We start from the raw sequence: 21,622 nt of genomic DNA, 5'->3' as shown, positions 1-21,622 counted from the left end.
CTCTTGGAACAGTGCCTCAGCCCGTGCTTTGTCAGTCTCCGCACAAACAGAAAAAGACAATGTAAATAAAAGCAGCACAGCCCATGATTGTTGAATTAGAAGTCTCGGCATGGCTTACGCTTGCTCCCAGATGTGTAGGCTGAATTTCTCCCGAAGTTTCTGATACTGCCGAAGACGCCGCTCATCGCCAGGCCCTACAATGTTTCTACCCATAAACCCATCCAATCGAGCGATATTATTCCGAGCAAAAATCAGACGATTCTCGCCAGGCTTGGTGCCATGAGTGTTCATCCGGGTAACTGACTCCTCAAACTGTCGTTGGATACGATTAGGAATTTGGCCGAGGTAGGATTCCGCGTTAACCAGCTCACTGCCTTCCATCCATTTAAGACATTGGAGAATTGAGGCTTGCTGCAGCTTCAGCATCTCAGTGGGTGGCCTAGTTCTTTCTTTGTCGGTATAAGCCACCGGTTCGGATGCCAGATTATGCAACAGTGGCCCGATCGCTTCCGGCTGCAGTCCACGGAACCACTGCTGATAGCCCGCGACCTTTTCACGATCTTTGGCTTTTGCAGCTTTTGCAGCATCTTCTGCTGCCTGGGCTATCTTCAAAGCCACCAGCCCGGCTCTTTCACTCTGGTTAATTGAGTCAAACACTTCCTGCACAAAGCGATAATGGCGAGCCGCAAAAAAGGCCGCATCAAGTGCAGTGGTAAGCTGTAGGAAACTGATCATGCTTAAAAAGCCGAACGCATCTGGCGCTACCCAATCGATGTGACGGTAATCGTTCTTGTGGAGTTCGTTTTGAACCAAGGCTATCCAGTAGGATACTGCTTTGAAATCAATCTCGAACGCCAGCTTCCCTTTCAGGCCAAGTCCGGTCGTGAGCCCTGCGTCACTGATAAATATCAGCTTGCCATTTTTCATGCCTAGCTGGAACGACCTGCTATATCCTACCCCCCAGCTTGCAGTAAGCCCAAGGTTAAGCGTTCCAACGCATGCCCATTTCTCTACAGGGTCGTGGGCTCTCATAAAATTAACTTTCTTTCGCGCCTCGCTCGGCAGGTCCCAGTACAGGCTGGTTGTGGCGGTTACACTAACCTTTGCTCCTGCAAAGGCATCCAGTTGCCCTTCAGGCATACCGTTATTGATCCCTGAGAAGGTTAGACCTTTCCCTTTCTCAAGGTCGACTCCGAGCCCTCCGCTCAATATTACGTTGGCACCAACATAGCCGCTAAGTTTGGCGTTCAGCTCACAGTAAAAGCACCCTATATTCATTTCGTCTTCGCCTTTATCTGTCCAATAGGGAAGTCTCAAAGGCTTGGCTTTACTCGGCTCTGGCAGCTTGACATCCAGGAGATCCAGGTCTCCCTGCATTACAGTCAGCTTTCCACCAATGGTGGCGTTGGCCAACCCGTAGCTGAGTGTCTTTTTGTCGCTTGATTCATTATTTTTCACTATGGTAGCCGAACCCTCGGCACCGGAGTCTGGACCGGATGCGGAGGAGAGTGCAGTCACTCTGACGTTCTCTCTAACGTACTCTGAAACGTCACGGTCGATCCCGCCCAATACATAACGGGAAAACTGAGCCATGTAGCTATCATCGAAGAGCATCAGGTGCTTTCGCGCGTCTTTTTCAAACAGCACGCTTCGCAAATTGATGCCCCACTGCTCTTTCTCGTCGTCTGACTGCAGCGCCGAAACTGAATAGTCTGATTGAACCTGCTTGTAGAAGAGATCAGGCTGGAATACCCCGTGATCACTAAACCAGGCCAGATCCAGGTTCAGCTTCACGCACCCCAGACCCTTCAGAACCTTTTCCAAGATCTCGTCTTGTTCGGGCCGCTGAGCTTTTTTCAATGATAGCGCGATCTGCTTCGCTGTTTCCTGGCTGTAGATATCATGGTCTGGAAGAGGGTGCTTGCCATCCAGATATCTCCCAACCCCTGGTAGGTCATTTAGGCAAAAATGGTCCAAATCACTCTCGCTGCCTATTTGAGTATATTCGCGCAGTGGCATACCTGGTTTGATAAGAACCTTGGACGGTTTGGCCGTAAAGTCTTCAGGATCCCAGACGAACAGCCGGGCTGGCTCCATCGTTCTCGAAAGTGCTTCTGTTTGCTTCTGAAACCGGTACATTCTGGCGCTGTGCTTATCAAGAAGCTTGCGGTAGTGCTCGATCTCGACGTTCGGAATCGGGCCATTTCTGCCAAGAACCTTGGCCCAGTCCACAACAGCATTTTCGAGATCCGTCTCGACCTTCTGATAGTCGCGCTCCATTTGGTGATACCCGGACAATTTTTCCAGTCCCGAGCGAATGTCACCATGATTCGCGAGCACATACTCTGCAACGGCCACTCCGTTGGAGGCCAGTTCAATGGCCTTTTTCAGGTAAGGCCCAACGTAACTGAAGAACCCGTAATATTCCTCCAGGAATTCTTCAATTTCTACCAGGTTCTCTTTAGTTGGAGACAGTTGGCATTCAACACTTCGTTTGTGATAACGGCACATCCGCATAAATGAATGATACTTTGCCTCGTCCGGCAGTTCGTGGCGGAGAAAATCAGCTTTTGCCTTTTTGTATCCCCGTAAAAGTTCAGAAACCTTTTGCTGGTGAGGTGAATAAAGGGTCTCGTTCTGAATTACGAAGCCTGCTGATTCCGCAGCCGAAAAGCCCATTTCCCGGAGTTCTTCGATACGTTTCGTGCATTTGAATATGCTTGCCCTAAGCTCTCGATGCTTCTTTGGCACATTTTGTTTCGCCAAGTATTGAGCGTTTGCCACATCGCTGTATTGTCGTTTTGTGGACGCTGTAACATCAGGGGCGTTGTGAACTTCGTCATACAGGCGCGCGTGTTCATCACTAAGGTCTTCGAAAGTGCCCACAAGCTGGGCCGCCTCAGCCTCAAGCCGCTCTATCTCTCTTTCTGCGCTCCGCCATTCATCCTGCAATATTTTGGGTAGAAACGTTCGAGGGTGAGCGGGTACAAAAAGGTCTGATATCCCGGCAGCCTTGATGCCCTCTATTCGTTTAGAGACTTGTTCCGACTTGATAATTTTCGACAAGCTGGCGCTGCTTTTTTGTATAGCGTTGACGGCATTATCGGTAAGCAGCCAGAAACAGCGCTGACCGGTAATGTAAATGATCGAAGCATAACCGGCACTGCTGCATTCACTGGCCTCAGAACTGGTCGATTCTTCCGAGCATTCATAGGCAGGCTCTGGCAGTTCTGCTGTATCACCTGCAGTGTTTGGGGCTTGAACATCATCCATGATCAGCTCGCTCCGTTTTCAATGGCGTCCAGTTTTTGGTAAGTGGTTAGATCCACTCTCTTAATAAGTGATGAGTAGAAGGGGGCATCTGGTTGACTCTTTTTCTGAATCAGAAACCGAAGAACTTTCTCAACATCAGCTTTGGAATCCAGCCCAATTGAATCTGCAAGCTTCGCTGTATTGTCGACATAATTTCTGGGGTTCTCAGAAGGAATGAACTTCCCATATTTTTCTGTAAGCACATCAATAAATGCACCGTTTCGCTCAGCGGTGAATTCTTCAACTTGTGAATCACGAAAATGCCACGTGAACCCGCTCGGCCTGTCTAGTTCAACCGCTTCGTCATCTGACGATGTCTTCCACCATTGTGCATCGGTCTGCCAATACCAGCAGGTCTCAGGTGGAACAAAATGTTTGTACTGTTGTTGATCAAGTACCGACAGAAACGAGCCTAATACCCGTCCATCATAAAATCGCATCAAACTCAGTTGCGCCCCGCGCGACATGTACAAAAACTGTTGGAGCCAACCGGCCAGCTCATCCAGGTTTTCTGTCGGGTTTGCCAGAAAGACCCCCGGGAACCTGTCTTTGTATTTGTTGATCAGAGCGTCCTGAGCACCAGGAACGTTGTGAAGGTCAATTAGGGCAGGACCCATTTGCCAGCGCTCCTGAAAAGCCGTCCCAAACAGTAACGGTCTCCAGCTCCCGGGGCTCTGGGTCTCGATCTCCTCATAGATCCACGCCAAAACCGATGGGTGGTAAGCGAGATCCAGAATCACAAATGGAACACTGGGTGCAAGTTCCGGGATGGCCGCTGTAGTCCTTTGCTCAGCCATGATCGTGGACCTTACACTTACCGTCATCGTCAAGGGCGCAGCCGCTTACTAAAAGAGCTCCCTTGTCACTTGCCTTTTCAAAAGCGGAGGCAGGAGGCACTACTGTGGTCAACTCTTCTGGAGACCAGCTTTCAGGACTCGCTGAAACGCGCGCTTCGGAAAGACCGAGAGCATCTCGGTCACGAGTGTCTGTTGCCAAGTCCAAGAGTGTTGCAGGTAGCTCTGGACTAGCCGCTCCCACCGCACTCCCACTCCCCGGCCCACCCCCGGAATTCATCCTCACCAATGGCCCCGAAATCGTCACACCACTCGGATCCACCTTCACAAAGCTCCCGCCGGCCTTGAGCGTCACTTCCGCCCCAGCCTCAATAACAATCCTCATACCCGCTTTGTGATGAATTTCATTTCCCGCTTCCACAAGCTGGGATTTGCCGAGTTTGCTGTGGTGGCTGCCGTTAACGGTGAGGCTGTAATCGCCGCCGATCCTTTCCCGGTGTTCTCCGTCTACCGTTGAGTGGTGGTTGGCTTTTACCTGGCTGAAGCGGTCATTTTCCACGGTCAGGTGGCTGTCGTTTTTGATCACTTCGGTGCGGTTGTTTTCGGTGAGCAGGTCCAGGTCTTTTTGAGCGTGGACGTAGATCTGCTCTTTGTCTGCTTCATCCTCAAACCGCAGTTCGTTGCTGCCCTCACCCTTGTGGGTCTGGGTTTTCAGGGTGGTGCGGGTTTTATGCTCGGGCAGCGAGTAGGGCGGTGTATTGGTGGCGTGGTGTGTTCGTCCTGTGATGATGGGTTGATCCGGGTCGCCATCAAGGAAGGAGACAATCACTTCGTGGCCGATTCTTGGCAAGGCCATGAACCCATATTGCCCGCCGGCCCAGCCTTGGCTTACGCGCAGCCAGGCGCTGCTGTGCTCGTTGTTTTCGGAGTAGCGGTCCCAGGGGAAGCGCGCCTTTACCCGGCCGTATTCATCGCAGTGGATTTCTTCGCCTTCGGGGCCGGTGACTATAGCGATCTGCGGGCCGTCCATTAGCGGGCGGTGGGCGCATAGAGGCCGCCAGGTTTTGCTGGCGGGAACCGCACTGAACAGGTTGTGGTAGGTGGTCGGGCCGGTGCCGCCTTCTTCTGCCAGTGCCTGGGGCTGTTTGCCGGTGTGTGTGACGGCGGTTAGCAGCCAGTCGCGGTTTAGTCTCGCGCTGTCATGGTTGGTGAGTTCTACTTTCGCACCGCAGGTGAAATCCGGGCGATTGCTTTCGCCGTTGGCGGTGTTGTCGTCGTTTCTGAGGGCGTCCAGCCTGGCTTCGGTAAACGGCTGGCCGCTGGCGTCGGCTTTGAAGCGGCCTGGGTAGTCGAAATGCTGGTAATCCTGTCGTTGGTTCTCAGCGGGAGCCGCGCTTTCGTGCATTAGCCCATAGGCGGGGTTTTTGAACGTGTAATCTTTGGTGGCTACCGAGGCGGCACGAACCCGCTCTTCGTAGCGGAAGCGGAACACGGCGGGTTGTTTGGTGCTGCCGCCGGCTTTGCCGTTATATTCGGCAGGCTGCAGCCTTGGTGCGTCGCCGTGGTGGTCGGCAAGGATCAGGCCTGGCTGTTCATCTCCGTCGACGCTGCCATGCTGATAGCGGTAGTGCCAGCCCTCCTCGGCGGCCAGGCGTTCTATAAAGGCCAGATCGCTTTCCCGGTGTTGTACGCAGTATTCCCGTTCCTGGGGCGCACGCTTGAGGTCAAATACCGAATCTACAATGCCTCGCTCTTCCAGCAGGGTACGCACGATGGTGTCTGTGGTTTGGGTCTGGAAGATACGGCTGTTGTACATCAGCCCCAGGCGCCATAACGGCGGCTGGATGATCAGTTCGTAGCATGTGCGGCGGTGGCCGGTGTCGCCCCGGGCAAACTCGTTCACCACACCGGTGAAGCGGCGAAGTGGTATGCCATCTTGCCAAACCGCCAAATCTACAAATTGCTCCAGAATGTCCGAAGCCTGAAGCTCGGGGTCGATGCTTGCCAATATGAGGCGGCCATGAAAAAGCTCCGATAGCCCTTCGGTAAGCGCAAAGCTGACGACAGAAAAAACATCTGAGGGAAGCTCACCAACACGTGCAGTGAACTGCAATCCGTTTGCCTGGGGCATATCTTCAGTCCTTGAAGGTATGTTTATCTTGGGATAAATCTGAGCGGGAAGGTATCAGGGCTGGGGTGAAAAATCCAGCGACTGGCCGGCGGTGTGTAACCTTTCTATTTCTGTTGCATCTATACAAGTACAAGCCAAATTTGGCGCAACATGCAATGGAGAATACTCATGTACAAGCAACTCACTCTTACCCTTGGCCTTCTGGCCGCATCAGTTGCCTTTGCACACGATCAGGGCGCAGTTGAGGAAATGCCCCCTGCCAGCCCATATGTGCAAGTGAGCGATGTTCTTCCCCTTCCGGCTTTCATTCCCGGGTTGGGCACACTGTTCGTTGACCCGGACACGCTTCCGGCCGGCCCATTTTTGGGTTACGACCGTGACGGCAAGTTATCGGCAACCATATACATGACCCCACTGAAGGAACTGGAAAACGGGGTGTCTTATGACGATTTGGGAATAGGGGCGCATAAGGTGACCTCCGTCGACATTTACTACAACGCCGGGCACCCGGGCGTTGAGGTTCCCCATGCCCACGTAGTGCTGTTCCATGATGAAGCCGCAAAAGGGAGGCTGGCAAAATGATACTCACACGGCGTGAGCTGCTGATCGGGGCGAGCGGCGCCTTGTTAGCTGTCACCTTGCCGGTGCTCGCATCCGGTCAGCCTTCAGTGCTGATCGAGATGCGAGGAACAGCCCGCGGTGAACGGGTCTGGTTTGACCCGTTTGGCGTGGCTGTTAAGCCGGGAACCCGTGTGAGGTTTGTAAACAGAGATAGTGGCAACGCCCACACAGTGACGGCCTATCATCCGGAGGTGCTTGGCCGAGTGCGCCGCATCCCGGAAAAGGCTATCCCCTTCAATAGTGACTATTTGCTGCCAGAAGATACTTACGAGCTAATATTAACCTCACCGGGTGTCTATGATTTTTACTGTATACCTCACGAACAAGCTGGAATGGTGGGGCGGGTGGTGGTTGGAGATCCCGGTGAGGAAGGCTGGGATAATTCCGCCGTCGGTGCCGGAGGCGTAGCCGAAAGCATAGAGGCTGCATTTCCCTCGGTAGAAAGCATCTTGGCATCAGGCAGCATCAGCGCCTCGGAGTTAAAATGAAACTGATAGCTGAACTACCAGGCACTAAGGGAGTAGGTTTTGATACCTCAGAGCCCGAGCTGGTTGCATTGGCTCGTGAGGGTCATGAGGCTGCCATTCGGGAGATTATCAGGCGCTTGAATCCAAGGCTGTTCAGGATTGCGCGAGGAATTGTTGATAACGATGCGATTGCAGAAGAGGTTGTCCAGGAGGCCTACCTTGTTGCTTTCACACGAATCGATGAATTTCGGGGAGATGCCAAGCTTGCTACCTGGATCACCCGCATAACCTTGAACGCGGCCAAAATGAGGCTGCGTAAGATCAGGCCGGCGCAGGAGTACGACTCTATTAATGAGTCTCAAAATGCGGATGTATCTGTAGTCGCTTTCCCGGGAGTTCAAATACCCAGCCCGGAGGCCGAGCAGGGGCGAGCCCAGTTTCGAGCTTTAATTGAAGCCGCAGTAACAGAGCTGCCAAGTACCTTGCGGGTGCCCTTTATTTTAAGGGAAGCAGAAGGTATGTCCGTGGCCGCGATTGCGCAAGACCTGGACATCAGTGTGATTACCGTTAAAACACGATTGTTCCGGGCGCGCCGGCAACTGCGCAGCGTTATGGAGGAGAAGATTAAAGGCGGCTTTGACTCGATATTCCCGTTCGATGGCCTGCGGTGTGCCGGTATGGCTGATTCGGTTGTCGAAATCCTTGTCGAAACCGCAGGTGCCCAGCGGGACAGGTGATTCGTTTATAGCGCTGGCGGCTTCACACAAACAAAGATCGCATTCCCCGACGTACCATTCCACGGCATGATCTTTTCATAGTCGTGCTCAAGGATATGCACATCAAAGTAGGGTTTTAGAATGTTCGCCAGTTCTTCAAAGCTTACCGCCACCATCGGGTGCTCGTCGTCCCAAGATTGAGTGACGCCACCGGTGGTTTTTGTGATGCTCAGCTTGAGGCCTTGTTTCTCGCCTTCGCCACGGTAATGCCATGCAGAGCTGAAGGAGAACAGGCTGTCCCCCTGAGTAACGGTATGCCGCTCAAATAATCTGTTATCAATTTTGTCTTTGTCGACGGAATTGAAGCAGAACACACCACCGGGTTTTAAAGCTCTGTGTGCACTGGCAATGCACTGCTTCAGCTTTTCGATGTCACCACTGTAGTGGATGGAGTACAAGAAGCAGGTGATCAAATCCAGCGGCTCGTCCACCTGGAAGTCGCACATATCTCCTAATGAAAAGTGAGCCTCCGGGCACCGGGCCTTCGCTTGCTCCAGCATGGGCTGGTTTATATCCAGACCACTGCTTTGATACCCGAAATCGATGAAGTGGCGTACATGGGGGCCGGTTCCGCAGGCCAGGTCCAGATGAGTGTTGCCTTCATTCCCAAACAGCTGATGCAACCTGCGCACGCCGTGGCTTTGGGCGTGGTAGTTAATATCCGCGCACATCAGGTCGTAGTAGGCGGACAAATCGGTATACAGGTAATTTGAGGACATGGCGGCCTGACGGTATTAGACGCTATTAGCGGGAGCATAGTGTGGCGGCGCATCGTAAACCAATCCGCGGTGTTTGCGAAGCGGATAAGTGGGTGGTTTGTAACTAGCTTGCCTCCGAGGCTTCCAGCCTTGGGTTTCGTGGGTAATAACGCTCTGGTAACCGCTCGATATAAGGGAAAAAGCGCGCGTCTTTATAGGGCATTTTCATAAAGCCGGATACGCCCAGCCCGGTGATCTGATCGACAGCAGCCAGAATCTCATCCAGCCGTTGGCGGAACTCGTCTTCTTTCTCCGGATCCAGCAGTCGGTACTGGCTATGGATTTTTAGGTGAAGGGGCAGAGCCTCAAAGATAATCATCCCGGTGTGGCGGATGCTGTTGAGTGCTTCGAGTGATTTGATGATGGGTTCGGGCAGCACCAAAAACTCCTCCGGGTCTGGCCCATCTTCAAAGTAGGAGTGTATTCGTGAGCGATCTTCCACTTCAGGTGCGGAACTCACCTGATACGGCAGCCGCATCTCCGGTGGCGCTATGAAGGGTTGGTCCTGTTCTTCCCGCTCAATATGCAAAGTGTCCCGGGCGTTGAACAGACAGCTTTTGAAGATACCTTGGCGATAGATAGCCTGGGCCAGGTTCACCATGTTGTTCACGGCGGTGGTAAAGGAGGTTCGTAGCTCAGGGTCGTGCAGGTTCAGGGAAGTATCGACGTAAACGCCGTCTGGCTCCCAGCGAACCGCGAGCCCACCCTCCACAGGATAACGGCCAAGCCGGCTGACAGCCGCCAGGAAAGCTTTTTCGGTGTCCCCCATGCCCTGCATGAAGTTTTTGTAGTAGCGATCCAGTTGCACGTCATTAACGTCGTTCAGGGACTCGTCGGCGCCTTCCTGGCGCAAAAAGGCCTTTCGGGAGCTGTACACCACAGTGTCGATTTCCCGATCCGAGATACGTATCCAGATAGGCACCAGTTGCGTAGGGGGCGGCTCTGGCAAATCGATCATTACCGTGCGTGCCATGCGCGGCATCTCTTTCAGATAATGGTCACCGGCCCGCATACGTTGCGCAGGATCCGGGTCCAGCATGCCATCTAGCATGCGGGCAAACTCCATGGGCAAACCGAGGGAAGTGGCGGGTATGGCTAGGTGGCCAAAACGACAAGATTGCCCCGAGGCCAGTGCATAAAGGGTGGCTGCCGCACCTTGTTCGTCAAATCGTGGTGATGAGAGTCCGCCATAGAGTTGCTCTTCACCAATGAAGTACACATCGCCCAAGCGGGCGTTGGTTTGTTGCAGGTTGTCGGACATCAGCTCCATTACGCTGGGGCTGAGGAATTGCTGGTTAGCATCCAATTGAGCGAATACGGAGGAACCCCAGTCGATCAGGGCGATGTTCTCGGTTTCAGCATCAAACACCAGATTGGATGGCTTGATATCTCCGTGCACAATCGGGCGTCTGCCACTATCGGTTTCACGGCGCAAATTGCGCAGAATGTCGGCCAGCTGATCGGCAATGCGGATAATCAGACGAGGGCTCAAGCGGCCTCGTTGGAGGGAGACTTCTTCCAAGTTAAAGCCGGGGGCTCGCTCCATTACCAGAATCGGTTGGCTACCGGCTCGGTGGTAGGCAATCAGGCCGGGCACCCGGGGGTGCTCCACCTGTTCCAGAATGTAAGCCTCATCTTCAAGCCTGTCATGCAGGTGTTGGGGCAGGGTGATGCGGGTAAACTTGAAAACATGCTCAAGATCCCGCGCACCCTCCAGCGGTAGCCGGCCCGCAAATACAAAGCCAAAGGCGCCCTTGCCAATCATTGCTATGTCCGCATAGCCCATCTGCCGGAGCTGATCAGTACATAGCTCAACCCAGTCTTTCAGCTTCTTTGCATCGTCGTGACTGAGCAGATAAATCGACTGCTCTTCCGGGATGTAGAATTGCTGAAGCTGGGCTTGATGCGGCATCGGCAATGATTGGTTGGGTGGCGCCATACCGGTCAGCCCATGTGGAGAAGCATGGATTGTGGTGACTCCAGGTAGCTCTTCCACAGGTTGTTGAACCGGGCAATGGTACCGCCATCAATGATGCGGTGGTCGCCCGCCCAGCTGATAGTCATGATGGAGCGTTCTACCACTTGCCCGTTTGCATCAAACCTCGGCAGCTTCTGGGTGCGTCCCAAGGCCACAATCGCCACTTCCGGTGCATTGATAATGGGTGAGGCGTAAGTGCCGCCCAGTGCGCCAATGTTGGAAATGGTAATGGTGCCGCCTTTGAGATCCGCCTGGCTTACCCGGCCTTCCCGTGCTGCTTCCGTGAGACGGGTTACCTCGTCGGCAATCTCCAGCAGAGTGAGGTGTTCAACGTTCTTCACGTTGGGCACCAGCAGTCCGATCTTGCTATCCACTGCCATGCCCACGTTACAGCTCGGCTGGTAGTGAATTTCAGTCACGTCCTCGTTGATCTGGCTATTGAGTATTGGATACTCGCGAACTGCCAGCGCGATGGCTTTCATAATGAAAGGCATCAGAGTGAGGCGAGAACCACGGGCTTCTGCTTCCGGCTTGAGTTGCTGGCGCAGGGCGAGCAATTCCGTCACATCAATGTCTTCGCTGAAGTTGAAGTGCGGAATGGTAGAGGCCGATGCCACCATGCGCTTGGCCATCACAGCCTGCATGCCTTTGATAGGTTCTACGCGAACTTCCTGACTGTGCGCTGGCCGTTGGGGCCTGCCTGCAGGTGCGGAGGAGCTTCCAGTTTCAGGATGCTCCAGATGGGACAGCACATCGGCTTTCAGCACGCGCCCATCCTTTCCGGAGCCCTGTACATCCTCCAGCGCCAGATCGTTCTCGCGAATCAGGCGGCGCACGGCGGGGCTGGCGGGAATCTTTTGCCCGTCCTGCCGTGTTGTTGAAACCGGGGCTTTTGCAGGCTCCGGGGTGTCGTCTGCTTTTGCGCCGGGTTGGGGTTTAGCCGGTTGGGCTTCTGGCTCATCACTTTTGCTTTCTTCGCTGGCGGCGGCACCACCTGATTCCTCACCGCTTTCATCCACCAGCTCAAACAATGGTGCATGTACCTTGGCTATGTCGCCTTCTTTCCAGTACAGCTTGGTAACCCGGCCTTTATAGGGGGCGGGAATTTCCACTAACGCCTTGTCGGTCATCACTTCTGCGACCGGCTGGTCTTCTTCGATCAAATCGCCTTCACTTACCAGCCATTTGACCAGCTCACATTCCACGATACCTTCGCCGATATCGGGCAGTATAAAATCGCTCATAGTTGTTCTCCTGTCCGGATATCTGCTTAGAATTCGACGCTTTCCCGAATGGCCTCATAGACCTTCAGGTGGTTGGGGAAGTGCTCTTTCTCGAGCACCAGCGGGAAGGGGGTGTCCATCCCGGTAACCCGTGCGATCGGCGATTCCAGATAGAGGAAGCAGCGTTCCTGGATGGTGGCGGCAATCTCGCCCGCAAAACCACCCGTAAGCGGCGCTTCGTGAGTGATCACCAGGCGCCCGGTTTTAAGCACCGACTCAGCAACGGTGTCCACATCCCAGGGCAGGATGGTGCGCAGATCAATCACTTCGCAGGAGAATCCTTCTTTTTCTGCCATTTCGACGGCTTTATCGATGACTTCCATTTGAGCACCCCAGCCCAGCACCGTTACATCGGTGCCTTCTTTGAGAACTTCGGCTTCGCCCAGCGGTAATTGGTACTCCCCCTCAGGCACCTCGCCAACTGAGGCTCGGTACAAGCGTTTTGGTTCAAAGAAAATCGTCGGGTTGGGGTCATTGATGGAGGCCAGCAACAGCCCCTTCGCCTGATGCGGGTTGCGCGGGACTACTATCTTCAAACCCGGCGTGTGGGCGAAATAAGCCTCAGGGGACTGGGAATGATACAAGCCACCGGCTATGCCGCCGCCGTAGGGGGTGCGGATAGTCATGTTGCCGACATTAAACAGGTTTCCGGAGCGATACCGGAACTTGGCCGACTCGTTAACAATCTGATCAAAGGCCGGGAATATGTAATCGGCGAACTGAATCTCGGCTACCGGGAAGGAGCCCTGGGCGGCCAGACCATTGGCGAAGCCAATAATGCCTTGCTCCACCAGAGGCGTGTTGAAACAGCGGTCTTTGCCGTACTTTTGTTGCAGGTTGCTGGTGGCTCGGAAAACACCGCCAAAGACACCCACATCCTCACCGAAACACATAACCTTTTCGTTTGCAGCCATCGCGATATCTAGTGCGTCGTTGATGGCTTGCAGCATGTTCATCTTGGCCATGTTATGCCCCTCCCTGAACGTGAGCAGCCGACTTGGGGTACTCATTCGGATATTTACGAATGTGCGCCTTCAGTTTTTCAAACTGCTCGTTCAGCAGCGGTGGCACCTCGTCGTAAACATCCGTTACCAGGGATTCCAAGGGAGGCGGCGGGAGCTTCTGGGCCCGTTTCATGGTTTCCAACACTTCACGGCGCATGCGTTCCTGCAGCTCTTTTTCTTCGCTCTCGCTCCACCATTTTTTCTTGGTGAGCCAGTTTTGCATGCGCAGGATAGGATCTTTTTCACGCCACACGGCTTCTTCATCTTTGCTTCGATAGCCGGAGGGGTCATCGGATGAGGAATGCGCCGCAAGTCGATAGGTCATGGCTTCGATGAGTACCGGGCGGTTCTCTTCCACGGCCAGTTTGCGGGCGGCTTCGGTGGCCTGATAAACGGCCAGGATGTCGTTGCCGTCGACACGAATGGTGTCCATTTTATAGCCGAACCCGCGAGGCGCTATGCCATCGGCAGCAAACTGTTCATTTGCCGGGGTGGAAATGGCGTAACCATTGTTGCGACAGAAGAAAATAGCGGGTACGCGATGCACAGCGGCCATGTTGAGGCCCGCGTGGAAGTCGCCTTCCGATGCGGCACCCTCTCCGAAGTAAACAATCGTGCAATGTCCGTCGCCGGCCATTTTCTGGCCATAGGCATAGCCGGTGGCCTGGGGGATCTGAGTGGCAAGGGGGGATGAGATGGTCATGTAATTGAGTTTGCTGGAACCATAATGAACCGGCATCTGACGGCCTTTTCCGTAATCTTTCTCGTTGCCGAACAACTGGTTCATGAACTCATCAATGGTGAAGCCGCGATAGGCCAAGGCGCCTTGCTCACGGTATTGGGCCATGATCATGTCAGCGTCGTTCAGGGCGGCGGCGCTACCGATAACGGAGGCTTCTTCACCGGTGCACTGCATGTAGAAACTGAGGCGGCCTTGTCGTTGGGCTCCCAGCATACGCTCATCCAGAATGCGGGTAGTGACCATGGCGCGGTAGATTCGCAGCGCTTTGTCTTTGCTGATGTCAGGCGCTTTGCTGCCTTTGTAGAGCGAACCGTCCTGCTTCAGGAGCTTCAGTGTCGGAATGTGATATTCCGAACCGTCTGTAAAAACAGGGGTATAAACGGATTTGTACTTTGTTGTTGTCATAATCCTCTTCCTGGGGTGATGGCTTGAGGAACAAAATGCCCCTTGTGAGGGCCTCGTTAAGTTATGGAGCCTTGTTCTATTTGCCGGAGTTTTCCAGAGTATAGAACGCATTGTGCAACCCTGCCGGTGTTGCCGTAAGGCTCCTGTTACCAGTTCGAGCAGTTTGGGTAAAACCGGATTAAACTGAGTAAAGTTGACCTTAACGTAAAGTGCGGGCTTTGGGTAGTGTCCTTTGTGGGTGAGCTATTTCCCCGGAGAAGTTAGACTGCACATTGCATCGGCGGCTCGCGCTGTACCTCATGGAATCTTCAGAAGGATAAAGGGATTTGGAAGCCATACTTATTTTGCTTGGCGTAGGCTTGGCGATATTCATACCTGTAGGTTCTGTTCTGGGCTTTATGGCTTTTCAGCAACGGAATGTACACTCTTCTCGCATTGACTCCCTGGGCCGGGAGGTTTTGGAACTGCGTCGGGAAATCGAAGCTCTTCGACGCCCTGGTGCATTGGATAAACAACTTCCAGATGATCCTGCATCGGCTGAAACCCAAAGTTTGGCCTATTCCCAGCCGTCGGCGCCCGCGCGCGAGCCAGAGGCGGTTCCTGTAGCAGCGACGAATGAATGGGTCGAAAAGCCCGAGGTTGAGGCAAGTGACTTGCTGGATTCAGTTTCACCGGCCCGTGATTATTCAGGTATCAAAAAGGCCCTGAAAGAAAACTGGATGGTCTGGCTGGGTGGCCTGAGTGTGGCGCTGGCGGGAATATTTATGGTCAGCCATTCCATCAGCGCGGGGCTGATTGGCCCTGTACCTCAACTGTTACTCGCCCTGGCTACAGGCCTTGCGCTGCACGCAGGCGCGGAATACCTGCGCAGACGCCACATGAGTACAGATCAGGTGTTCGCAGCCCTGGCGGGTGGGGGCAGTATTACGCTATACGCCGCATTGCTTGCCGGTGTTCACCATTACCAGCTAATCAGCCCGGTTGTCGGGTTAATCCTGCTTGCGGCTGTGTCTCTGGCTACCATGGCTTTGGCTCTGGTGCATGGCCCATTGCTGGCCATTATGGGGCTGAGTGGCGCCTATATTGTGCCTCTGCTTATCGGTGGCGAGGACGGCAGCGTCGCCTTTGTGCTCTCGTACAGCTTCCTGATTACGATCAGTTCGCTGCTATTAATGCGTTACGTTTTCCGTGATTGGCTCTGGTACGCCACACTGGCCGGTGCGTTGCTTTGGTGGGCAGCCACCGTGGCTGCAGCCCCTGCTGAGTTGGCAACGGCGATGTATTTGGCCGCCTTGTTTGTTGCTTTTGCATTCTTGCCGGGCGAAGAGCAGGCTGCTCCGTCCCGTTTGCGCGAGGCGCTTCTACCGCTGTTGGCGATTTGGGGTATTTCGATTGCACATCAATCTGTTGATAACCCGTCGTTGTGGAGTTGGCTGCTCATTCTGCCGGTCGCATCCCTGATTCCTCAGAGCCGGGGTACGCTGTGGTTTTTGCCTTGGGGTGCCGTGTTAGCCAGTGCTGCCGGTTGGCTGCTGTATATGGGCCGAATGGAGGGCGATCTGTTTTTCCTGATGCAGATTCCCCTGGCGCAGCAAGCGGGTTTTGTCAGCTACCTGATTGCCGCTGCCATCACCACCACTGGTTTGGGCCTCTGGCTGTGGGGGCGCTATGCCGACCAGCGGCGATGGGCCTCGTTAACCCTGCTTTCGCCGCTGGTATGGCTGGTGCTTGGCTGGCTGTTGCTGCAAGGCTATGGCGAAACATCGGTTGTGTGGGCGGTCGCCACCTTGGTACTTGGCGCAGTTTACGGCGTTCTGGCCTGGCGTATGGAAGGGCTGGCTCGCTATGGGAACGGCGTGGTCTGGGCCTTGATGGCGGCGCACGTCAGTTACTCACTGGCCACAGTGATGGCCTTCCGTGAAGCATCACTCACCCTGGCCTTATCGGTTCAGTTCGTCAGCCTTACCTGGCTGGCTCGGCGCTATCAGATGCCGGAGCTGTACCTGTTACTGAAGGGCGTATTGGCGCTGGTGGTTGCGCGGCTCACTTTCAATCCATGGATACAAGGTTACGATGCCAGCGTGCACTGGACGCTATGGACCTATGGTGGTGCTACATTGCTGGCGGCGGTTGCTACCAGGCTTTCAGAGAAAGGCCATTCGATTCGCCCCTGGCTGGAAGGCGCAACCCTGCACTTGCTGGTGCTGTTCCTGGGCGCGGAGTTGCGTTACTGGCTGTACGATGGCGACATTTTTGTTCACGAATACAGCTTGATCGAAGCAACCATGAATACGCTGCTTTGGGGCGCGCTCAGTGTGACTTATGCTTTCCGAGCCAAGTCGAGTCAATCACTGGCTTGGCTTTATAGGTTGTTCTCATGGGTTCTGCTGGCGCTCTCCGCCCTCAGCTACCTCACGCTGCTCACTTTGCATAACCCCTGGTGGAGTGGCAGTTTCATTGGCAGCACGCCCATCTTCAATATGCTGTTACCTGCTTTTGGTGGCCCGGTACTGCTGGCTCTTGTTATCAGCCGGTTCCCGCAGATTGCACCCAAGCTCTGGTCAATGTGTGTCGCAGGGGCAGGGTTTCTTTTATTCACTGCTCTGGAAATTCGCCAGCTCTGGCAGGGCAGCGATATGGCGCTGTGGCATGGCATGACAGAGGGCGAGCTGTATACCTATTCGGTTGTCGGCATGCTTTACGCCATAGCGGCAATCCTCTACTCCACTGTTTATTCCGCAAAAAGCACCCATATCATCTTGTACAAGGTGGGCATGGCTTTGCTGGGCCTTGTGATCGGCAAGATTTTCCTGATCGATATGGCGGGGCTACAGGGCTTTTGGCGAGTTGCCGCCTTTATGGGCTTGGGGCTCGCTCTCTTGGGCCTTGCATGGATGTACCGAAAAGCTCAGGGAGTTAACCTTGAGCCTGATTCACTAAACAGAGATTCAGATTTATGAATAGCGAAGAGCTAGCCAGCGTACTCGAAATGGATGGTGAAGAGAGATACGACTACTTCCTGAGCGAAGTATTGGAAGAGCGGGAGATCTGGATACTCGTTAATTCGGAAAGCCGCTTCCTGTCCATAGTGTCGGAGGACGACGGTGTCGCACATTTGCCGGTTTGGCCCAGTTCCGAATTTGCTGTTGAATACGCCAAGGGGGCAGATGGGTTGACTCCGAAAAGCATCTCGCTGCCAGATTTTTTCAAGAAATGGGTACCCGGATTGGCGAAAGACGGGCTGCAAGTGGGCGTATTCCCGGGAGCCGATAAAACTCTGTGGATAACAGCAGCAGACGAACTGAAAAAAGACCTGCAGGATGAACTGTCCAACTTCTAGACTTCAGGTAGGACAATCGACGTTGTGTGTTGTGAGGTGAATACATGAGTGACGATCTTAAACATGTGGTTTGTCCACACTGCGATAAGCTGAACCGTGTGCCGGCCGCTCGTCTGGCCTCTGGCGGTAACTGCGGAGCCTGCAAACAGCCCCTGTGGCCAAAGAAGGTGCTTGAGCTCACAGGGCAAAGCTTTGCGCCTCACACCGGCCGCAGCGACCTGCCTGTATTGGTGGATTTCTGGGCCAGCTGGTGTGGCCCCTGCAAAATGATGGCGCCTCAGTTTGAACAAGCGGCGCAGGGTTGGAAGGGCAGGGTGCGCTTTGCGAAGCTCAATACCGAAGAGCACCCGGCACCGGCTGGCCAGTACAGCATTCGCAGCATCCCTACCTTAATACTGTTCCGCAATGGCCGCGAGCTTGCACGGCAAAGTGGCGCCATGAACCAGGGCCAGATCGATCAGTGGCTGAAAAGTAACGGTTGCTGAAGGCGGGTGAGCAGCATGAGGGTGATTGATAGTGAAGACGCGCTGGTGGAACTTGTAACCACGAGTTCTGCTGCCCTTGTGCTGTACGGTGGCGCTAGTTGTGGCGTATGCCAGTCAGTGAAACCACAGCTGGAGCGCATGGCCAGGGAAGAGTTTCCTGAGCTGGTGATGGCGTATGTAGATTGCCAGGCGGCTGCGCCATTGTGTGCTTCACGGAGCATTTTTTCACTGCCAGTGATTCACCTGTGGTTTCAGGGGCAACGCTTTGCCGAGTTTTCCCGAGTCTTCTCTATGGGCGATGTTCGCTCTGCATTAAAACGTCCATATTGTTTGACGATTCAACAGGATAATGCTGAGCAGTAATTGATCTGGTCAGTTAACGGTCATGTTTGTCGAACGCCCGTTTTAACTGGGCTGAGCAGGCTTGTCCCGCGCCTTTTCACAAAGTTATCCACAGAATGGTGGGATAAGTTCCTTTGGTTCAGATAGCCCGCTGTTAAATCCAAAAGCTGATACGCGACGAAGGAGGCCCATTGACCGAGCGCGCAGAATCCAGAGCCAGGCCTTCCCTGATTGGCGGGGCGAGTATTATTGCCAGTGTTTGTGTTGGTGCCGGTATGCTGGGCTTGCCCAGTTCCGGTGCTGGAGCCTGGACGACCTGGTCCAGCCTGGCACTGGTGCTTACCATGGTGGTGATGACACTGTCTGGCTGGATGCTGCTGGAAGCCTTCAAGCACTTCGGTTTGAGAGCATCGTTCAATACCGTTACCAAATCTCTGCTCGGCTCCCGGGTGAACGCATTCAGTAATCTGACGGTATACTTTGTGGGCGGCATTCTCCTGTATGCCTACATCACGTCGTCTGGCCTGATCCTACAGAGCATGACCGGGGTCGACAGTCAGCTGGCTTCAGTTGTTTTTGTCCTGTTGTCCTCACTGGTTGTCTGGCACTCAACCCATGCAGTGGACCGACTGTCGGTGGTGCTCATCACGTTCATGCTGTTGAGTTTTGTACTCGGCGTCTCTGGCCTGGCGGTAAGAATTGACCCGGCTATCCTGTTCGACTCCGCAAATGCCGACGCCCAATATGCGCCCTATGCGATGGCGATGTTGCCAGTGGCGCTGACGTCTTTCGGCTATCATCATTCGGTGGCATCAATGCGCGCCTATTATGGCGAGGAGAGTAAGGCGCAGAAAGCCATTCTGGGCGGTACACTGTTGGCTTTGCTGTTTTACCTGGTGTGGCTGATCAGCATATTCGGCAATCTGCCGAGAGCGAATTTCGGCCCGGTGGTCGCCCAGGGCGGTGACGTGGATGTTCTGCTGGCGGCTCTTGGTTTTGCCATCAATTCCGAGCGGGTGGCGACCACCATCAGTGCTTTCTCAACGGCTGCCATTTTGTCGTCTTTTGTCGGCGTTGGTCTGGGCACCTTTGATTATATGGCCGACCTGCTGGGCTTCGATAATGATCGCAAAGGGCGCTCCAAAACCTGGGCAATTACGTTTATTCCGCCATTGCTGCTGTCGTTGTTTTTTCCGTTTGGCTTCGTTCTGGCCATTGGCTACGCCGGTGCGGCCGCGGCGGTCTGGGCCTGTATTGTTCCGGCGCTGCTGGCCCGGAAGTCCCGAACACTGAAGGATGGGCGCCGTGGCTTTATGGCCCCGGGCGGCCAGTTGGGCATTGCGCTGGTTCTGATTTTTGGCGGGCTGACCATCCTTTTCCATTTCATGGGGCTGGCGGGTTGGTTGCCGGAACCTGTGTTGCTCTGAGACCTGACATCAGGCCATGTTCGTTACTCTTAGTATCAACCGGAGGGACTGGATTTGAATCGTCGCTGCGAATGTACCCTCCTGCTGTTTTTCGTTATTAGTGTTTTGCCAGCCAGCCTGAAGGCAGAAGTCGTGAACCTGTCCTGGGATAACGACCTGCTTACTGGAACCGACCGCGGATATACAAACGGGGTACGCTTGTCGTATCTGACGGACACCGCTGACGAGAACGATGGAACGTCGGCAAGATTTGCGCGAACTCTGCGTGATGAGCTGCGCTTTCTGCCCGGTATAGGTGCGTCTGATTCAGAGCATGCGGTTACACTGAGTTTGCGGCAATTCATGGTTACGCCGGAAGATATCACGGTTGAAAATCCGCAATTCGACGACATTCCCTATGCCGGCCACCTGTCGCTCAGCGGCACGCTCTGGAGCTGGGACGCCGATACGATTACCGGTTTTGGCGCGCACATTGGCGTCATTGGGTCCGAAAGCGGTGCCGAGTCGGTTCAGAAATGGGTGCATAAAACCACTGGAAGCGACAAGCCGCAAGGCTGGGGCAATCAGCTTGGAACCGATGTGGTGGGTGGCATTCAGGGTGCGCATGGCCGAAAGCTGCTGCAACTCGGGCAGGGCGGCAACATTGAACAGCGTGTGTCGGTGATTGGGGCTGGGTTGTTGTCGAGTTTTCGAACTTCTGCAAAAGCCGGGTTGGTCTGGCAGCTTGGTAGGCATCTTCCAGTAAATTTTGTGCCGGATTACGCAGGCACCTCTTCAACTGTCGCCCTGCCGGGCTCTTTCAAGGATTCAGGCAGTAGCTGGTCCGTGTATGTGGGGCTGGGCGTGGAGTATGTAGGCTATTCCTATATTGACGACAATGCCGGGGCATACCGTTTTGACGAAGGGCCGCTGATTGGTCAGCTCGGTCTGGGCGCTACCTGGCAGTGGGGTTACCTGCTGGCCGCCGTCACACTGCGTGCCTCGACCAGCGAAGACGAGCGTCATAAAGATAACTTCAGCTTTGGGACGCTGTCAGTTTCTTGGGCATTATAGAAAGGTCCGTTTCGACTCGTTGTTCACGGGGCACTTCGTCGTGGTCAGCCAGGCCTGACAGGGGTGATGTCTGGATGATTAAACTGAACCTCCAAGATGAGTGATGTTTATGCCCGCAGCTTGTTCCCGGTGCCTGCTCTTAAACAAAAGCGAACAGTCGCTTTGAGACCAACTAAGCAATACAGAGTATAAAGTTTAATCTATGCACTTTCTTCATGACTCCCAGTTTCCCGCGTTTTCATGAACCGGCTGGATCATGGATGAGACGCGGATGAAAGAGTGGTTATGTGAGGACTCTCAAATGTTTCTGATTATACTGGTGACATGAAGCATTCAGAGATTGGCCTGCACATACGAACGTACGATGATGAGGGGAAAAGTCACTCCCACGACCATCATCAACTGGTACTACCCTTAGCCGGAACATTATCTCTGTCAGTAGATACCAGGGAAGGCGAGGTTGCTCAGCGTCGAGCAGCAATCATTCCCGCAGGAATTGGTCATGGATACGCTGCGACCGACGATAACCGGTTTTTGGTTGCAGACGTTCCCGAAGGCTTGGCCCCGGCGCTAGATAAGCTGCCTTGTTTCGTAGACCTAGATCCAGCATTGCTCCATTACGTCCAGTTCCTTCACGCACAGCTCCAAAATGGGACTGAGTCGGATTTTACCCAACATCAAATGCTACTCCTGCTTATTCAGTT

At 54.2% G+C, this 21,622-nt stretch carries 18 protein-coding genes; 10 read left to right on the top strand and 8 right to left on the bottom strand.

Features of this window, described 5'->3' with window-relative positions; genetic code table 11:
* Positions 1-114: 114 nt before the first annotated feature.
* Genes RG807_RS02740 through RG807_RS02730 form a run of 3 tightly spaced genes read right to left on the bottom strand, consistent with a single transcriptional unit; the run spans position 115 to position 6,237 of the window.
* The gene (locus tag RG807_RS02740; RefSeq protein WP_309043507.1) at positions 115-3,273 is read right to left on the bottom strand and encodes a hypothetical protein; all 3,159 of its coding nucleotides are present in this window, start codon (positions 3,271-3,273) and stop codon (positions 115-117) included.
* Positions 3,274-3,275: 2 nt separating this feature from the next.
* Complete coding sequence (locus RG807_RS02735) at positions 3,276-4,109, bottom strand: DUF4123 domain-containing protein (protein WP_309043506.1); 834 nt, start codon at positions 4,107-4,109, stop codon at positions 3,276-3,278.
* A complete protein-coding gene (locus RG807_RS02730; RefSeq protein ID WP_309043505.1) occupies positions 4,102-6,237 on the bottom strand; it encodes a type VI secretion system Vgr family protein in 2,136 nt (711 codons plus the stop codon). Before RG807_RS02730 ends, RG807_RS02735 begins: the two co-directional genes overlap by 8 nt.
* Positions 6,238-6,405: 168 nt before the next feature.
* Between RG807_RS02730 and RG807_RS02725 the strand changes: the two genes are divergently transcribed.
* Genes RG807_RS02725 through RG807_RS02715 form a run of 3 tightly spaced genes read left to right on the top strand, consistent with a single transcriptional unit; the run spans position 6,406 to position 8,062 of the window.
* Entirely contained in the window at positions 6,406-6,819 is a 414-nt protein-coding gene (locus RG807_RS02725) for a hypothetical protein (RefSeq protein ID WP_309043504.1), read from the top strand.
* Entirely contained in the window at positions 6,816-7,346 is a 531-nt protein-coding gene (locus RG807_RS02720; RefSeq protein WP_309043503.1) for a plastocyanin/azurin family copper-binding protein, read from the top strand. Before RG807_RS02725 ends, RG807_RS02720 begins: the two co-directional genes overlap by 4 nt.
* Entirely contained in the window at positions 7,343-8,062 is a 720-nt protein-coding gene (locus RG807_RS02715; protein ID WP_309043502.1) for an RNA polymerase sigma factor, read from the top strand. The genes RG807_RS02720 and RG807_RS02715 overlap by 4 nt, the downstream gene beginning before the upstream one ends.
* A gap of 5 nt (positions 8,063-8,067) precedes the next feature.
* Here the strand turns inward: RG807_RS02715 and RG807_RS02710 are convergent, their stop codons facing one another.
* The 5 genes from RG807_RS02710 to RG807_RS02690 form a co-directional block, all read right to left on the bottom strand.
* Positions 8,068-8,820: a class I SAM-dependent DNA methyltransferase gene (locus RG807_RS02710; RefSeq protein WP_309043501.1), complete on the bottom strand. Its 753-nt coding sequence runs from the start codon at positions 8,818-8,820 to the stop codon at positions 8,068-8,070.
* A 103-nt stretch (positions 8,821-8,923) separates the two neighbouring features.
* Positions 8,924-10,771 carry a protein kinase domain-containing protein gene (locus RG807_RS02705; RefSeq protein WP_309043892.1) on the bottom strand — a complete coding sequence of 616 codons (1,848 nt, stop codon included), beginning with the start codon at positions 10,769-10,771 and terminating at the stop codon, positions 8,924-8,926.
* Between the two features lie 32 nt (positions 10,772-10,803).
* Entirely contained in the window at positions 10,804-12,081 is a 1,278-nt protein-coding gene (locus RG807_RS02700) for a 2-oxo acid dehydrogenase subunit E2 (RefSeq protein ID WP_309043500.1), read from the bottom strand.
* A 26-nt stretch (positions 12,082-12,107) separates the two neighbouring features.
* Complete coding sequence (locus RG807_RS02695; RefSeq protein WP_309043499.1) at positions 12,108-13,085, bottom strand: alpha-ketoacid dehydrogenase subunit beta; 978 nt, start codon at positions 13,083-13,085, stop codon at positions 12,108-12,110.
* Position 13,086: 1 nt separating this feature from the next.
* Positions 13,087-14,271 (bottom strand): thiamine pyrophosphate-dependent dehydrogenase E1 component subunit alpha, encoded by a 1,185-nt coding sequence (locus tag RG807_RS02690; RefSeq protein ID WP_309043498.1) that lies wholly within the window; start codon positions 14,269-14,271, stop codon positions 13,087-13,089.
* Positions 14,272-14,597: 326 nt separating this feature from the next.
* Between RG807_RS02690 and RG807_RS02685 the strand changes: the two genes are divergently transcribed.
* The 7 genes from RG807_RS02685 to RG807_RS02655 form a co-directional block, all read left to right on the top strand.
* Positions 14,598-17,231, top strand: coding sequence for a DUF2339 domain-containing protein (locus RG807_RS02685; protein WP_309043497.1), 2,634 nt, complete (start codon positions 14,598-14,600; stop codon positions 17,229-17,231).
* The gene (locus RG807_RS02680) at positions 17,228-17,611 is read left to right on the top strand and encodes a DUF2750 domain-containing protein (RefSeq protein ID WP_309043495.1); all 384 of its coding nucleotides are present in this window, start codon (positions 17,228-17,230) and stop codon (positions 17,609-17,611) included. Before RG807_RS02685 ends, RG807_RS02680 begins: the two co-directional genes overlap by 4 nt.
* A gap of 44 nt (positions 17,612-17,655) precedes the next feature.
* On the top strand, positions 17,656-18,096 hold the full coding sequence (gene trxC, locus RG807_RS02675) for a thioredoxin TrxC (RefSeq protein WP_309043494.1): 441 nt from the start codon (positions 17,656-17,658) through the stop codon (positions 18,094-18,096).
* A 15-nt stretch (positions 18,097-18,111) separates the two neighbouring features.
* Complete coding sequence (locus RG807_RS02670) at positions 18,112-18,459, top strand: thioredoxin family protein (RefSeq protein ID WP_309043493.1); 348 nt, start codon at positions 18,112-18,114, stop codon at positions 18,457-18,459.
* 170 nt (positions 18,460-18,629) lie between these two features.
* Positions 18,630-19,865, top strand: a complete 1,236-nt coding sequence (locus tag RG807_RS02665; RefSeq protein ID WP_309043492.1) for an aromatic amino acid transporter — start codon at positions 18,630-18,632, stop codon at positions 19,863-19,865.
* Positions 19,866-19,919: 54 nt separating this feature from the next.
* Positions 19,920-20,918 carry a lipid A deacylase LpxR family protein gene (locus RG807_RS02660; RefSeq protein WP_309043491.1) on the top strand — a complete coding sequence of 333 codons (999 nt, stop codon included), beginning with the start codon at positions 19,920-19,922 and terminating at the stop codon, positions 20,916-20,918.
* Positions 20,919-21,242: 324 nt separating this feature from the next.
* Positions 21,243-21,622, top strand: a 380-nt coding sequence (locus tag RG807_RS02655) for a cupin domain-containing protein (RefSeq protein ID WP_309043490.1), incomplete at its 3' end; no start/stop codon positions are given.

It is taken from the genome of Marinobacter sediminicola (assembly GCF_031157525.1).
Classification (GTDB): domain Bacteria; phylum Pseudomonadota; class Gammaproteobacteria; order Pseudomonadales; family Oleiphilaceae; genus Marinobacter; species Marinobacter sediminicola.
Note: the sequence above shows the minus strand (reverse complement) of the source record. Positions and strands in the feature narration are given on the sequence as shown.